The organism is Sphingomonas alpina (assembly GCF_014490665.1).
GTDB classification, from domain to species: domain Bacteria; phylum Pseudomonadota; class Alphaproteobacteria; order Sphingomonadales; family Sphingomonadaceae; genus Sphingomonas; species Sphingomonas alpina.
Window position 1 is genome coordinate 1030426 of the sequence record NZ_CP061038.1, and the last position, 15808, is coordinate 1046233.

Here is a 15808-nt window from a genome sequence, read left to right on the forward strand (position 1 = left end):
CCCGAGCGCCCTTTGCGCGCGGGAATCGACAGCGAGGCCACCGACGCTGCCGGTTCACCGCCGGTTCGCGTCGGCTCGGCGCGTGGTCATGCCGCCGGACATTGCCGGTTCAGCGAAGCCATCGTCTAGGCTGGCCGACTGATGCGATTGTTCCGACGTTCCGAAACCGCAATGCTTGCGTTCGCCATATCACTGGCGGCGGTCTCCACGCCTGCATGCGCACAATACGCCATCGTTCAGGCACCGACGCCGGATGCCGACGCGCTCGCGTCAGAGATGCGGCTGTTGGCCGCCAATCCGGGTGATCTGGATGCGCTGATCCGCGCCGGCGAACTGACTCTGAAACTCGACGACGCTACCGCTGCATCGGGCTTTTTCGCGCGCGCCGAGCGGATCGATCCGCGAAACGCGCGGGTCAAAGCGGGGCAGGGGACGTTGCTCGTCCAATCCGGGCGGCCGGGTGAAGCGCTGCGCCGTTTCGCCGAGGCGGAATCGTTTCGAGGCGACGTGCGGCGCTTCGTCGCCGATCGCGGCCTGGCCTATGATCTGATCGGCGAACAGGAACGGGCGCAACGCGATTATCGCGTCGCCTTGAAGGACGGGCCGGTCGATGAAACGATCCGGCGTTATGCCCTGTCGTTGGGGATATCCGGGCGGCGGGACGAAGCGCTGTCCCAGTTGGACCCGTTGCTCCGCCGCAGCGACCGTGCGGCATGGCGCGCGCGCGCCTTCATCCTCGCGATGACGGGCGACGCGGCAGGGGCGGAGCGGATCGCGACGAGCATGATGCCGGGCGGGCTTGCCCAGGGCCTGCAGCCCTTTTTCCAGCGCCTGCCGCAACTCGGTGCCGTCGATCGCGCGTTCGCGGTGCACTTTGGCGAAGTCCGTGGATCGGCGCAGCGCATGATGGATGCACGGCTGGCACCACCGATGCCGGCACTGCAGCCTGAGCCGGGGCAGCCGGTGGTGATGGCGAGCACGATAAAGCCGCCAGTGCCGGTAGCGACCGACAAGAGTGATCGCCGCAATCGGAAGAAGGACAAGAAGGACAAAAGGCGCGGTCTGGAAACCGTCCGGCTCGCGACCGCCACGACAACCCCACCGGTACCGTTGCCTGCACCGCCCGCTTATGTCGGTCCCCCCGGTCAGCACCGAAGTCGTGCAGGAATTGCCGGGACGGCCCGAGGTGGTCCAGGCGATACCGGGCCGGACCGAGGTCGTGCAGGGGACGTCATCCCGCGAGCGCGACAAGCTACCGCCGGTTGCCATGGCTTCTGCCCGGCCGGTAACGATAACGGCCTTGCCCGCTCCACGTCGCGACCAGGCGCCGACGCTCGCAGTCGCCCGACCGACGCCTGAGGCGAACAAACCGGTTGCCACACAAGCACCCGTGCCAGCGGAGACGAAACTGTCGGGGTCGCTACCGCCCGCGCTGGACGGGACGGGCCCGGACACGGAAGAGGGCCCTGACGTCGTTGAAAACCTGCCCGTGGCCCAGCTTCCAGCAAAGCCCGTAACTCAGCCGACCCCCCCCGTCGATGCCGGCTCTTGTTGCTACCCCACAAGCCGAGGGGCCTGCGGCATCGTCCCAACCGCTTTCGGGTCCGCCGGCCCAGCCGGTGGCGGCGACTCCCGCGCCCGAACCCCAGCCGCAACCACCCGGTGCAGGGCGTGGCGAGGATTCGATCCTGGCGAAGATCATTGCCAATATCACCGTGCCGGGATCGGAGCTTGATGTGGATCCGGTCCAGGCAGCCAGGGGGGCGGATGGAGCGCCCGAAGCCGCACCGGTCAAGCTCGCCGAAGCAGCGCCCGCGCGAGTCGAACCGAAGCCGGTGACGGTCGCCAGGCCTGTTCCTGATGCGGCGGCGATCCAGGCCAAGGCGCTCGTCGACCAGAAGGCGGCGGACAAGAAGGCTAACGACAAGGCGCTCGCCGACAAGAAGTTGGCGGACAAGAAGCTTGCCGACAAGAAACTGGCCGATGCCAAAAAGGCCGAAGAGCTCAAGAAGAAGAACGACCCAAAGCTGCTCGAGCCATCTCGGATCTGGGTGCAGGTCGCGGGCGGCGCCAATGAGGCGAACCTGGCCAGGGAATGGGCACGGGTACGGGACAAAGCACCGGCGGCGTTCAAGGGCAAGTCGGGCTGGACCACCCCGCTTCGCTTGACCAATCGAGTGCTCGCAGGGCCGTTCAGGACCAATGAAGAGGCGCGTGCCTTCGTCAACCTGATCGCCAAATCGGATATTTCCGGCTTCACCTTCACCAGCGAAGCGGGGCAGAAGGTCACCAGACTCGGCGGCAAATGAGGGCGGCAAATGCGGATAGTCCCGGCATCATGAGGATAATGGCGCCCTGGGCTTCCGATCCGGCGCGCAGCAAGGGACGCCTGTACGAGGAGCAGGGTAGCACCGAGCGCGGGCCGCGCGACGCATTTCAGCGCGATCGCGACCGGATCATCCATTCGATCAGCTTTCGGCGGCTGCGTCACAAGACCCAGGTCTTTCTGTCGCCCGATGGGGATCATTTCCGCGTCCGGTTGACCCACAGCATCGAGGTCGCACAGATCGGCCGCACGATTGCGCGAACGCTCGGTCTGAACGAGGATCTGACCGAGGCGTTATGCCTTGCACATGATATCGGCCATCCGCCGTTCGGCCATGCCGGCGAGGATGCCTTGAAAGCGGCGCTGGCCGGGCAAGGCAGCTTCGACCACAACGGGAATACGCTGCGCGCGCTGATGGAGATCGACAGCCCTTATCCGCGCTGGAATGGGCTCAACCTGACCTGGGAGACACTGGAGGGGCTGGCCAAGCATAATGGGCCGATCGCCGAGCCGGGCTGGGCGCTGGCGGCGGCAGATGCGGCCTTTCCCTTCGACCTGGGGCGCTGGCCTTCACTGGAGGCGCAGGTCGCCGCGATCGCCGACGACATTGCCTATGACAATCACGACATCGATGACGGCCTGCGCGCCGGATTGCTGAGCCTCGATCAACTGATGGCGGTGCCGGTGATCGCACGGGGCTGGGCCGATACCTGCAGGCGCTTCGACGACGTGCCGCAGGCCCGCTTGTCAGGTGAATTGATCCGGGGCCAGATCGGGGCGATGGTCAATGACGTGATCGCAGAGACGCGGGCGCGATTGACGGCGGCCGGAATCGAGACGGCGGCGGATGTGCGTGCGGCGGGACAGCTGGTCGGCTTCTCGCACGACATGCGCGAAGACGAACGCGTGTTGAAGCGCTTCATGTACGATAATCTCTATCACCATCCTCGTCAGCTGGAGGCCGCGAATGCTGCCCACGGCGTCGTTGCCGGGCTTTTCGCGGCCTATCGTGCCGACCCGATGCTGATGCCGGAATCATGGTCCTCGCGGCTGCCCGATCATGAGCCGGGGCGCAGTCGCCACATCGCCGACTTCATCGCTGGCATGACCGATCGTTACGCCGTGACCCGTTATACCGAGGTCGTTGGCCCAGTCGATCTGCCCGAGGGATTCTGATCTTCGACGGTCCGTTATCGGCAATTCGCGACAAGCTGTACGAAACGAACGACAAAAATCATCGCTGGCACACTCTTGCGACAAAACCGGCCTATTTGTTGTTCCGGGGCTGGCAGGGAAAAGGCGATGTCGCAGGCAAGCATTGCACTGAATCGCTTCGGGCTGGGCGCGAGAGCCGATGATGTCGTGCCGGAGCAGCCGGTCAAATATCTGCTCGAGCAGTTCGACCGTTATGAGGCGCGGCCAGTGGCGATTGCCGCCATGCCCGGGCGGCGCCAGGTTGCAGGCGAACTGGCCGATTACCTGATCGAAGCGCGTCAATTGCGGGCGATGTCCGGTCCACGTCGCGCGCTTCCTGCCAATAGAGCAGCGGCGATGACCGCGCAGAGCCAGGTCATGATGACCGGTTATAATCCCGCCAAGATCGACAGCGCAGCCGACAAGATGGAGGGCGACAGCAAGGATCCCATCAAACAGGCGCGGCAATTCGCGCAGCGACAGGGGCGCGACAATTATGTTGCCGCGGTCGGTGGGCGTGCGCTCGCATCGTTGACGGGACCTGCACCGTTCGTGGAACGGCTGGTGCATTTCTGGGCCAATCATTTCGCGGTGTCGGCCGACAAGCTGACGGTGATCGGCTTGTCCGGATTGCTCGAATTCGAGGCGATCCGGCCGCATGTGCTGGGTAAGTTCGGCGACATGCTGGCGGCGGTCGAGCGGCATCCGGCGATGCTGCTCTATCTCGACCAGGCGGAATCGATCGGGCCGAACAGTCCGATCGGCAGCCGCTACGCCAATCGGCCCAACCGCAAGCTCGGGTTGAACGAGAATCTGGCGCGCGAGATACTGGAGCTGCACACGCTTGGCGTACGTACCGGCTATTCCCAGGCGGATGTGACCGAGCTTGCGCGGGCGTTGACGGGCTGGACGGTGGCGGGCTTGACCAATGGGCCGGTGGCGCGCGCGGTCGGGGTCGACGACACGCCGGGTGACTTCGTTTTTGTCGAGCAGATCCATGAGCCGGGCACGCGCACGATCATCGGTAAAAGCTATGCGCAGGATGGCGAGCGGCAGGCGCAGGCGGTGCTGTCCGGCCTGGCCACACACCCGGCGACCGCCACGCATATCGCCACCAAGCTGGCCCGGCACTTCACCGGCGACACGCCGGCACCGGCGCTGGTCGCACGGCTGGAAGCGGCATTTCTGAAATCGGGTGGCGATCTGCCGACGGTTTATCGTGCGTTGATCGCCGCACCCGAAGCCTGGGCAGAGCGGAACTCCAAATTCAAATCGCCATGGGAATGGTCGGTCTCCGTGATGCGCGCGCTGGATATGAAGACAGTCCAGCCGCAGGCCGTCACCGGGCTGCTCAATCAGCTCGGCCAGCCGATCTGGCGGCCGGGGTCGCCCGCCGGCTATGACGATATCAATGCCGGCTGGGCCGGCCCCGATGCGGTGATGCGCCGGGTCGAAGCGGCCGAGCGGTTCGCGACGCGCGCCGGCGGGTCGATCGACGCCCGCGCGCTGGCGCCGAAACTTTTCCCCGCTGCCGTTGGCGCCGCGACCACCCAGGCGCTGGCGCGCGCGGAAAGCCCCGGACAGGCGCTCGCCTTGCTGCTCGTTGCGCCGGAATTCATGCGGAGATAGACCATGATCGACCGTCGTTCCCTGATCGGTGGCGGTGCGCTCGGAACGCTGGCGCTGTTCGCGCCGCGCATCGCTTGGGCAAGGGCTGAGACCGACAAGCGCTTCGTCTTCATCATCCAGCGCGGTGCTGCGGATGGTCTCGGCACCATCGCGCCGGTCGGGGACCCGGGCTTTGCCGGTGCGCGCGGCCCATTGGCGGTGGATTTCGACAACGCCGCCAAGCTTGATTCGATGTTCGCGCTGCATCCGGCGCTGGCGATTGTCGGCGGGCTATACCAGCGGAAGCAGGCCTTGTTCGCACACGCCATCGCCTCGCCCTATCGCGACCGATCGCATTTCGATGGACAGAATGTCCTCGAGACCGGGGGCGCCGGCGCCTACCGCCTCAAGGACGGCTGGATGAACCGCATGCTCGGGGTGATTCCATCGGGAGAGGCTCGGGCGATCGCGGTCGCGTCGGCCGTGCCGATGGCACTCCGCGGGTCTCATGAAGTCTCGTCCTACGCGCCATCCAGCCTGCCCGATGCGTCCGATGACCTGCTGCAGCGCGTGACCATGTTGTATGAGGGCGACAGCCAGCTCCATGCGCTGTGGAGCGAAGCGTTGAACACGCGCAAGCTGACCGGGGGCCTTGCGAGCGACAATGGCCGCAACGCTGCCGCTACCGGCGCACTCGCCGCAAAGCTGCTTGCCGCCCCGGCTGGCGCCCGCATTGCGATGATCGAAACCGGCGGCTGGGACACACATGCGCAGCAGCGTGGGCGGCTGAGTACTCAGCTCAAGGGGCTGGATGCAATGATCGGCGCGTTACAGGCGGGCCTGGGGCCGCTCTGGGCCGATACCATGGTGCTGATCGCCACGGAATTCGGGCGAACCGTTGCGGTGAACGGAACCGGTGGAACCGATCACGGCACTGCGAGTTCAGCGATGCTGTTGGGTGGCAGCGTAGAAGGGGGACGGGTTATTTCGGATTGGCCGGGATTAGGGGCGAATGCGCTTTATGATGGGCGCGACCTCAAGCCGACCATGCAACTCGACGCATTTATCGGTGGCGCGGTCGCAAGTCATTTCGAAACCGATCCGGCTCGCACGATGATGACGCTTTTCCCCAATACAGCGCCCGCACCTGTGGTGCAGGGGCTGCTCCGCGCCTGAGGGCGCCTGTAACAAGTTCCTCCCTCCGGGGAGGGGATCGGCGGGGCACCGCTATTTCGTAGGCTCAACCAAGAAGGGGTTGTGCCTCGCCGATCCAACCCTCACCAGCAGTATGAATTGCCCATAAGGGTGAAAATTTGAAGGTGGCGCTCGCTTCCGCTAAGGGCCGCGCTCGCCTCTGACATCGACCGGACCAGCCATGACCCTCTATACCCGTTTCGCCGCGCATCTCGATGCGGCGCTCGACACGCTTGTAGCGTCGGGCGACCTGCCCGCCGGGCTGGATCGCGCCGCGGTCACGGTCGAGCCGCCGCGCGACGTGACTCACGGCGATCTCGCCACCAACGCGGCGATGGTGCTGGCCAAGCCGGCGGCGACCAATCCGCGCGCGCTGGCCGAGAAGATCGCTGCCGAACTCGGCAAGCTCGAAGAAGTCGAGACGGTTTCGGTTGCCGGCCCGGGTTTCATCAACCTCGCGCTGACCGAGGACACGTGGCGCGCCGAATTGTCTGCGATTCGTGACGAGGGCGAGGATTATGGCAAGTCGGCGCGCGGCAAGGGCGTTACCGTCAATGTCGAATATGTCTCTGCCAATCCGACCGGCCCGATGCACATGGGGCATTGCCGCGGCGCGGTGGTCGGCGATGCGCTTGCCAGCCTCCTTGAGTTTGCCGGGCACAAAGTGATCCGCGAATATTATGTCAACGACGCGGGCGGCCAGGTCGATGTCCTCGCCCGGTCGGTGCACCTGCGGTACCGCGAGGCGCTCGGCGTCGATGTCGGAGAGATTCCGGAAGGCCTGTATCCCGGCGACTATCTGGTCCCGGTCGGGCAGGCGCTGGCGCAGGAGTTCGGCAATATCTATGCCGATGCGCCGGAAGCCGAATGGCTGGCGCTGTTCCGCAAGAGCGCGGTTGCGTCGATGCTGGTGCTGATCAAGGCCGATCTCGCGCTGCTCGGTATCCATCACGACCTGTTCTCGTCGGAAGCGGAGTTGCAGGCGGCCGGGAAGCCCGAAGCAGCCGAGGCCGATCTGCGCGCCCGCGACCTGATCTATGACGGCGTGCTCGAGGCGCCGAAGGGTGAGACGCCCGAAGACTGGGAGCCGGTGGTGCTGCCGCTGTTCCGCTCGACCCGGTTCGGCGACGATCAGGACCGGCCGATCCGCAAGTCTTCGGGCGAGTGGACCTATTTCGGCGCCGATCTCGCTTATCACTACCAGAAGGCGCAAAGCGCCGACGCGCTGATCGACATCTGGGGTGCCGACCATGCCGGCACGGTCAAGCGGATCGTTGCCGCAGTGCAGGCGCTGACCGGGGGCAAGACCCGTTTCGACGTCAAGCTGGTGCAGATGGTGCGGCTGCTGCGCGCCGGCGAGCCGGTCAAGATGTCCAAGCGGTCGGGCAATTTCGTCACCCTCGCCGAGGTCGTGAACGAGGTCGGCAAGGATGTCGTCCGTTTCACCATGCTGACGCGGAAATCCGACGCGCAGATGGACTTTGATTTCGCCAAGGTGGTCGAGGCGTCGAAGGACAATCCGGTCTTCTATGTGCAGTACGCCCATGCCCGGATCGCGTCGCTCGGCCGGAAGGTGGCGGAGGCCGGCATTACGTGCAGCACGGTCGACCTGTCCCAACTTGACACGCAGGAGCTGGCGCTGGTGAAGCTCGCGGCACAGTTCCCGCGGATCGTGGATACCGCGGCTGCGGCCCGTGAGCCGCACCGTATTGCCTTTTATCTCTATGACTTGGCAGCAAGCCTCCACGCCGCATGGAACATGGGCAAGGACGATGCCGGTCGCCGTTTCCTGATTGCCGACAATGCCGAGCTGACGTGCGCGCGGCTTTTCTTGGCCGAGGCAATCGGGCAGGTTATCCGCAACGGACTCAGCATCATGGGGGTGCAGGCAGTCCAGGAGATGTGACAAATGGCGACGTCGAACGAATTCGACATGCGCGACGAAGATCGGCTGCCCTGGCTTGAAACCGTCGATGAGGATTATGACGACGGTCCCAGCATGCTTCGGATCGTCCTGTTCGTCGCGCTTGGTCTTGCCATTATCGCAGCGGCGATCTTCGGCTATCTCTATTATCAGAAGTCGCGCGATGACGCTGGCAATGGTGGGCTGATCAATGCGCAGGAGGGCGATTACAAGGTCAAGCCTGACGATCCCGGCGGCCTGAAGGTCGAGGGCGAGGGCGACAGCGCGATCGCGACCAGCGATGGTGCGACGTCGGGCGATGCCAAGATCAATGTGGACGCACTCCCGGAGGCTCCGATCGCAGGCACCAAGGCAAAGGCGGATGCTACGACCGCGGGCAGGTCCAAGGCGATCACCGCGGTTCCGGCATCGGGCGGTGCGCTGAAGGCGGCGCCGACCGGCCCGGCGGTTACGGCCTCTGCCGGGGCTTCGGGCGGCGCGCTGGTACAGCTTGGATCCTTTCCCGACGAGGCTTCAGCCAATGCCGCCTGGGCCAAGACCTCGAAGCGTTTCACCTATCTCGCCCCGCTCGGCAAATCGGTCCAGAAGGCGGAGGTCAATGGCAGGACGACGTACCGGCTGCGCGTCAATGCGGGCAGCGCCGGTCAGGCATCGAGCCTGTGCGGCAAGCTGAAGGTCGCGGGCGAGGCATGCTACGTTGCGCATGACTAGGGTCCAGACCCATAACTAACGAGGTCGAGATGGAGACGAAAAGGGTCGCTGGGAGAGAGGGCGCGCGGCCGGATAGCGGTGTCTATCCAGCAAGCGCCCGACCGCTCCAGCGGCCCTTTTCGTCCCACCCCTTCGGGGCAGCCTTGTCCGGGCACTGTGGCGCGTCGGAACGCTCGAACGGGGGAACAGCCCCGTGCAGCGCGCTCCTCCTCCCACAGCATCCCGGACAAGGCTGTCTCGATCCTCATTAGTTATGGGTCTGGACCCTAAGTGTCTCAAACCCCTCCCTTGAACGGGAGGGGCTTGATATAGGGGGTGATGTACGCGCCGCCCGCGCGTCGCGCTGGAGCCGCTTTCCTCATGATCCCCGTCATCTACGGCCTGTCGGGCCTGACCATCACCGCTGACGAGCGCGCTTTTTTCAGCGCCGCCGACCCGGCCGGCTATATTCTGTTCAAGCGCAATATCGAAGACCGCACACAGGTGCGCGCTTTGACCGATGCGTTGCGTTCGATGGCCGGGCGCGACGATTTGCCGATCCTGATCGATCAGGAAGGCGGGCGGGTCGCACGGATGCAGCCGCCGGAGTGGCCGGCCTTTCCCGCTGGTCCGGCGTTCGATGCGTTGTACGAAACCGCACCGATCTCCGGCATCGAGGCCGCACGCGCCAATGCCGAGGCGATCGCGCTCACCCTGGCCGAGGTCGGCATCACCGTCGATTGCCTGCCGCTGCTGGACGTCGCGCAACCCGATACGACCGAGGCGATTTCGATCCGGGCATTGGGCAGCGAACCGCTGCGGGTTGCCGCGATGGGCCGGGCGATCATCGATGGGCTTCAGCGCGGTGGCGTGGTCGGCGTGGTCAAGCACATGCCGGGCCATGGGCGCGCAATGGTCGACACGCATTATCACCTGCCAACCGTCACAGCCTCCGATGAGGAGCTCGAGATCGATCTCGCTCCGTTCAAGGCGCTCGCCGGCGCGCCGATGGGCATGACGTCGCACATTGTATTCCAGGCCTGGGATCCCGAACGGCCAGCCACGTTGTCGCCGATCGTGATCGAGGAAATCATCCGCAAACGGATCGGTTTCGATGGCCTGCTGATGACCGACGATATCGACATGAAGGCGCTCTCTGGGACGGCGGGCGACAAGGCGGCGGGGGCAATCGCTGCCGGATGCGACATCGTTCTCGATTGCTGGGGGCGGATGGACGAGATGGAGGACATCGCCGGACGGCTAAGTGATATCCCCGATATCTCGCGTGCACGGCTGGACCGGGCGATGGCGACGATTGCCGGTGGGCGAGCGGATGGAGATCTGGCGGCGCTGATCGCGAAGCGGGACGCATTGCTGGCGGTGGCCTAGGCCATCACTTAGCCGCCTGGGTGCGAGTCGTAACCCTTATAGTTTCCGGATTTGCCCGCTGTTTTCCGCTGTTCGCTCAATAAAAAAACCTCACCCCTGTTAAGTTGGATCGAGTGTGCGGATTTTCTGCCTATTTCCAGCTGCTTGAGCTCTTTGCCGCTGTTCTCGATAACAGCGGTCGAACAGGGGTGGAGCAACGCGATAACAGCGGTCGCCTGACCGCTGTTATCGCTGAAACAGCCGACGCGGACGCCTGGTATTTTCCGGTCATGTCAAAGAGCGGGGCAGAATGCCGTTTGGCATCCGGTCCACCGCCAGGCTGTCACGACCTGGGCCGGGGTTGAATCGACCTCACCGGCCAATACCATCAGGCCGCCGGATGCCGGCGCTCAATAGGCCATGATTGCGTCGCGCCCGGCTTCACGCTTACACCGTCACCGATGACCGACCCCGAAACCCTCACGCTTGACCTGGATGGCTGGGAAGGTCCGCTCGACCTGCTGCTCGCGCTGGCGCGGCATCAGAAGGTCGATCTGCGCGAAATCTCGATCCTCGCACTGGTTGAGCAATATCTGCGCTTCATCGAAGAAGCCAAGGCGATCAAGCTGGAGCTCGCCGCCGATTATCTCGTGATGGCGGCGTGGCTTGCCTATCTCAAATCCGCATTGCTGTTGCCGCGCGATCCGCAGGTCGAACCCGATCCGGAGGAACTCGCGCTGCGGCTGCAATTGCGCCTCGAGCGGCTCAACGCGATGCGTGAGGGCGGTGCCAGGCTGATGGCGCGCGACCGGACCGGACGCGACGTATTCCTGCGCGGCGCGCCGGAGGGACTCAGAACCGTACGCAAGGCATTGTGGCAGGCGGAAATCTTCGACCTGATCTCTGCCTATGGCCGCATTACTGCGCGCACGCGCCCGGTGATGCACATCGTCGCCAACCGGCCGGTGATGACGCTGGATGCCGCGTTGGAGCGCGTATCGCGCCTGCTCGGCGAGCGGATCGACTGGAGCGTGATCGAGACTTTCCTGCCCGAGAGCGCGACTGGCATATTCCGCAAATCAGCACTCGCCTCAAGCTTTGTCGCGACGCTTGAACTGGCGCGGCAGGGCAGGGTCGAGCTGCGCCAGAAATCGCCATTCGCGCCGCTCTATATCAGGGCACCGGCATGAACCCACCTGACGACCTGGCCCGCGCCGTGGAGGCGGTGCTGTTTGCCGCAACCGAACCAATGACGGCGGACGCGATTCGCGGGCATCTGAACGACGCGACGGGGATTCGCGAGGCGCTCGATACAGTGCAGGCGCTTTATGCAGGGCGCGGGATCGAACTGGTCCGGCGCGGCGACCGCTGGCATTTCCAGACTGCCGCGGACATGGCGCATCTGTTGCGCAGGGACCGCGAAGAGCCGCGCAAACTGTCCCGCGCCGGGATCGAGACGCTTGCGATCATCGCCTATCACGAACCCGCGACTCGCGCCGAGATCGAGGCGATCCGTGGCGTGCAGATCTCCAAGGGGACGATCGACGTGCTGATGGAGGCGGGCTGGGTCCGCCCCGCCGGTCGGCGCGAAGTGCCGGGGCGACCCTTGCTCTATGCCACGACGCCGGAATTTCTGGTTCATTTCGGCCTTTCGAGCCGGCGCGACCTGCCCGGTATCGACGATCTCAAGGCGGCAGGCCTGCTCGATCCGGTTGATTTGGCATTCGAGCAGCTAGAGGTGGAATCTTCCGACGAGGAGGACTAGATAGGCTAGGACATTAGGAGATTTGTAATGGGCGGCCTCAGTATCTGGCATTGGGTCCTCGTCGGCGTGGTCGTGATGCTTTTGTTCGGCAAAGGCCGCTTCTCCGACTTGATGGGTGATGTCGCCAAGGGCATCAAAAGCTTCAAGAAGGGCATGGCCGAGGAAGACGAAAAGCCTGAGCCGTCGCGTATCGACGCCAAGAAGGTCGCCGATCCCGCTTTCGACCGTGATGGCGAGAAACTTCGCGAAGAACGCTAACGGCTTTCTAGCGCTTAAGCCCGGATCTGATGCAGGGTGCCGAAGAGCCTGAACAAGGTACGGATGCTTCAAAACAGATTCGGGGCAAAGGAGGCGGGGTCTCTTTTGCCGATCTAATCCGCCGTTAAAGGCCTTCTATGTTCGACGTCGCGCCTACCGAACTGCTCCTTATCGCGGTCGTCGCGTTGGTCGTCATCGGTCCCAAGGATTTGCCGAAGGCGATGCGCTTCGTCGGCTATTGGGTCGGCAAGGCTCGGGGTGTCGCTCGTCAGTTCCGTTCGGGCTTCGATTCGATGGTACGCGAAGCCGAATTGCAGGACATGGAAAAGCGCTGGGCCGAGGAAAATGAGCGGATCATGCGCGAGCATCCGCCGATGGCGCAGCATATGTTGCCGATCCCGGCGCCGGAAAATGACAGTGGCGATGCGCAAGATGCCGCGCCGGAGATGGTGGAGATGCCGGTTGTCGCGCCCGCACCGATCGATGCGCCGAAACCGAAACCCCCCGGGCCCCCAAAAAGAATGCGACCCCGCTGGCCGTTGGCGACGATGTCGTGAATGCTCCTGCCAAGGCCGTTCGCAAAGCCCCGATCAAGGCGAAACCCAAGCCGTGACCGACACCAGTGAGATCGACGCCACGCGCGCGCCCTTGCTCGATCATCTGATCGAATTGCGGCGACGGCTGCTTTATTGCGCTTTGGCGCTGGTCGTCACCTTTGCCGTCTCCTTCTATTTCTCGCGCACGATCCTGTCGTTCCTGCTCCACCCACTGCTCGCCGCGGGCCAGAGCAAGATCATTTATACGCAGATTTTCGAAGCGTTTTTCGTCCAGATAAAGGTCGCATTCTTCGCGGCGATCATGGCATCATTCCCGGTGATCGCGAACCAGCTTTGGCAATTCGTCGCCCCTGGGCTGTACCGCCAGGAAAAGCGCGCCTTGCTGCCTTTTCTCCTGGCTACGCCGGCCCTGTTCATCACCGGCGCGGCGATGGCCTATTATATGGCGGTGCCGATGGCGCTCCATTTCCTGCTTTCCTATCAAGGCGATCTTGGCGGGATTCAGCAGGAGGCATTGCCGGCTATCGGCAATTATCTCGACTTCGTGATGCAATTCCTGTTCGCTTTCGGCTTGTCCTTCCTTCTGCCCGTGCTGCTGATGCTGCTCGAACGCGCGGGCATCGTGACGCGCAAGCAACTGATTGGTGCGCGGCGCTATGCGATCGTTGGTGCTTTCGCGATTGCTGCGGTGCTGACCCCTCCGGACATCGGGTCACAGCTGCTGCTCGCGATACCGCTGGTAATGCTCTATGAAATTGCCCTGATCGGGATCTGGTTCACCGAGCGCAAGCGCGCCAAGGAAGCCGCCACGGCCGACGCAAGCGAGAGCGTCTGACAAAAAAACCCTCTCCCGGTACCGGGAGAGGGTTTCGCCCCACGCCATCGCTGGCGAACGGGTGAGCTGTGGTGAGCTGGTTACTTGGCGCCGTCGGCGGTCTTCGCAACAGTATCGCCGGCCGACGAAACGTCACGACCCACGCCTTCCACGGTATTGCATGCGCTGACCATCAGCGCGGCCGCGACAACGGCAATTCCCATAAGCTTGCGCATCAGTGATCTCCTGATTGAAGGCATGTCGCCCTTCCGGATCAATGATCGACGGACGGGGTTCGTTCCGCAGCAGGCGGCAACTCATCGCGATATGGACCAGGAACAGCGGAGACGATTTGGGCCCGGACGCACCACCGGGGGGGAGGTTGGCGCGTCCGGGCCCATGTCTTGGATAGCGAGAGCGGGGGGCATAAATTCACTATCCGAAGATCAAAACGTGCTTCCCCAAATCAGGTTCCACGATTTTTGAAAAAAATTCGAATCATTTGAATCTTTTGATTCAGTCGCGTCCGGTGATGGCGATGGCGATTTCATAGGCGCCGATCAGCGGGTCATGGTGCAGTTTCGACCGGAGCTGGCGCGACAATCCCTCGATCACCCGGCCATAGCGTTCGGTCACGATGTCGCGCAACGCGTCGCCCTCGATCAACGCGGGAGAGCTGATGCGCAGAATCGCGCGATCCGATGCTTCTGCGCCTTTCACCGAAATCCTGATCTGCGCCGACGGATTGCAGCTCATCGCCAGTTCGACGATCTCGGTGATCAGAAACGCGACCGCGATCGCCACGTCCTGATTGACCAGATAGGGCTCGACATCGATGGCGATGCCAATCTGCGAGGATCCTTCCGGCGCGGTGGCGCGGATGTTCGATGCGAGTTCGCCGACCACCGAGCGCAGCGACAGTCCGCGATTTTCCTCCATCTCCGCGAAATGGTGACGATGGACGACCGCGAGCGCGTCGACGCGGCGCTGAATTCCGGCATAGGCATCGGTCGCTTCACGCGATTTTGCGCCGCGAGCATGAAAATTGATCAAGCTGGCGATGACCTGGAGATTATTCTTCACGCGGTGATGAACTTCGCGGGTCAGCCGGGTTTGGCGGATCAGCCCTTCGGCCAGCCCGGCCTCATGCTCGGCAACGGTGCGGCTGATGGTGCGGAAAGTGTCGCCGAGTTCGCGGATTTCCTGTGCGGGAAGGGCGCGCAACTGGGCGGGATCGATCTCCTCCCCGGGGACGTAGGCGGCAACGCTGGCGCGCAACTGGCGCAGCGGCCGGATCAGCAGGCGATCGACGACGAACCAGCTGATGCTTGCGGCGGCGGCCCACATCAGGATCGGCAGGAGGAGGGCAATCAGCAGCGGAGAGGTGATCGGCAGGCTGCGCACGCTCATCTGCAGGCTGAGTTCGCCGATACCGAGCTGCTGGCTCAGGGTTTCGCGCCGTTCCAGCGGTCCTGCCGAGGGTAGGGTGACCAACCGCACAGTTTCGTCGTCATGCAGCAATGTGGCGCCATAGGGAGGGGTAAAGCCGCTCGGCCGGGCGATATCCGCCAGGAACGGGGCCGGAAAATAGGCGCTGGCCGTGGCCGCGCCTTTGGCGCCCTTGATCGCCAGGACCAGCCCTTTGTCGGGCACGAGGCGGGCCGCGATCGGGGCATCGCTGGCCGCCGGCGTCAACGCCATTTCAGACGGGAGCGCAGTACCGCACAGCACGCGCCCGATATCGTCGGTAATCATGAAGCGCGTGCCGGCCGTTGCCTGTTGCGCAAAAACGCCCTGTACGCGCGCGCAGTTCGGCGCATCGCCCGGGTCGTTGTCGAGCGCGTTGAGCGCAACGCGCAGCGCGGTCATGTCGCCAACCAGTTCGATCGCCAGCTTGCGCGCGCTTTCCGACATCGCGACGCTCAATCGCACGCGCGCATCGGCGTCGGCGTTCTGGGTGGTCTTCAACGTGGCGAAAAAGGCGATGATCGCCAGGGGAAGCAGCGCCGTGCTCAGAATCAGGAAAATCTTCGCGCCGGTCGGAATTTGCGACAGGAGTAGCGATGAGCGGCTCGCGGTAGCGCGCTCGACGGCCGGTTCGATCACGCGA

The 15808-nt window shown here is 64.0% G+C and carries 15 protein-coding genes; 13 read left to right on the top strand and 2 right to left on the bottom strand.

Annotated elements, in window-relative coordinates:
- Positions 1-276 precede the first annotated feature (276 nt).
- From H3Z74_RS04760 to tatC, 13 genes are all read left to right on the top strand, one after another.
- Positions 277-1359, top strand: coding sequence for a tetratricopeptide repeat protein (locus H3Z74_RS04760; protein ID WP_229726888.1), 1083 nt, complete (start codon positions 277-279; stop codon positions 1357-1359).
- A 260-nt stretch (positions 1360-1619) separates the two neighbouring features.
- A complete protein-coding gene (locus H3Z74_RS04765; RefSeq protein ID WP_229726889.1) occupies positions 1620-2309 on the top strand; it encodes an SPOR domain-containing protein in 690 nt (229 codons plus the stop codon).
- A 29-nt stretch (positions 2310-2338) separates the two neighbouring features.
- Entirely contained in the window at positions 2339-3502 is a 1164-nt protein-coding gene (locus H3Z74_RS04770) for a deoxyguanosinetriphosphate triphosphohydrolase (protein WP_187762825.1), read from the top strand.
- 126 nt (positions 3503-3628) lie between these two features.
- Complete coding sequence (locus H3Z74_RS04775; protein WP_187762826.1) at positions 3629-5149, top strand: DUF1800 domain-containing protein; 1521 nt, start codon at positions 3629-3631, stop codon at positions 5147-5149.
- Positions 5150-5152: 3 nt separating this feature from the next.
- The gene (locus H3Z74_RS04780; RefSeq protein ID WP_187762827.1) at positions 5153-6304 is read left to right on the top strand and encodes a DUF1501 domain-containing protein; all 1152 of its coding nucleotides are present in this window, start codon (positions 5153-5155) and stop codon (positions 6302-6304) included.
- A gap of 199 nt (positions 6305-6503) precedes the next feature.
- Positions 6504-8228, top strand: a complete 1725-nt coding sequence (gene argS / locus H3Z74_RS04785; RefSeq protein ID WP_187762828.1) for an arginine--tRNA ligase — start codon at positions 6504-6506, stop codon at positions 8226-8228.
- 3 nt (positions 8229-8231) lie between these two features.
- The gene (locus H3Z74_RS04790; protein WP_187762829.1) at positions 8232-8957 is read left to right on the top strand and encodes an SPOR domain-containing protein; all 726 of its coding nucleotides are present in this window, start codon (positions 8232-8234) and stop codon (positions 8955-8957) included.
- A gap of 360 nt (positions 8958-9317) precedes the next feature.
- Positions 9318-10325: a glycoside hydrolase family 3 protein gene (locus H3Z74_RS04795; RefSeq protein WP_187762830.1), complete on the top strand. Its 1008-nt coding sequence runs from the start codon at positions 9318-9320 to the stop codon at positions 10323-10325.
- Positions 10326-10765: 440 nt separating this feature from the next.
- Entirely contained in the window at positions 10766-11494 is a 729-nt protein-coding gene (locus H3Z74_RS04800; RefSeq protein WP_187762831.1) for a segregation and condensation protein A, read from the top strand.
- Entirely contained in the window at positions 11491-12069 is a 579-nt protein-coding gene (gene scpB, locus H3Z74_RS04805) for an SMC-Scp complex subunit ScpB (RefSeq protein ID WP_187762832.1), read from the top strand. Before H3Z74_RS04800 ends, scpB begins: the two co-directional genes overlap by 4 nt.
- Positions 12070-12096: 27 nt before the next feature.
- Positions 12097-12327: a twin-arginine translocase TatA/TatE family subunit gene (locus H3Z74_RS04810; RefSeq protein WP_187762833.1), complete on the top strand. Its 231-nt coding sequence runs from the start codon at positions 12097-12099 to the stop codon at positions 12325-12327.
- A gap of 137 nt (positions 12328-12464) precedes the next feature.
- Positions 12465-12884, top strand: a complete 420-nt coding sequence (tatB, locus tag H3Z74_RS04815; RefSeq protein WP_187762834.1) for a Sec-independent protein translocase protein TatB — start codon at positions 12465-12467, stop codon at positions 12882-12884.
- 52 nt (positions 12885-12936) lie between these two features.
- The gene (gene tatC, locus H3Z74_RS04820; RefSeq protein ID WP_229726890.1) at positions 12937-13719 is read left to right on the top strand and encodes a twin-arginine translocase subunit TatC; all 783 of its coding nucleotides are present in this window, start codon (positions 12937-12939) and stop codon (positions 13717-13719) included.
- An 80-nt stretch (positions 13720-13799) separates the two neighbouring features.
- On the opposite strand, the gene H3Z74_RS04825 is transcribed toward tatC, so the two are convergent.
- Positions 13800-13934, bottom strand: coding sequence for an entericidin A/B family lipoprotein (locus H3Z74_RS04825; protein WP_187762836.1), 135 nt, complete (start codon positions 13932-13934; stop codon positions 13800-13802).
- A 280-nt stretch (positions 13935-14214) separates the two neighbouring features.
- Positions 14215-15804 (bottom strand): sensor histidine kinase, encoded by a 1590-nt coding sequence (locus H3Z74_RS04830; protein ID WP_229726891.1) that lies wholly within the window; start codon positions 15802-15804, stop codon positions 14215-14217.
- Positions 15805-15808: the final 4 nt, after the last annotated feature.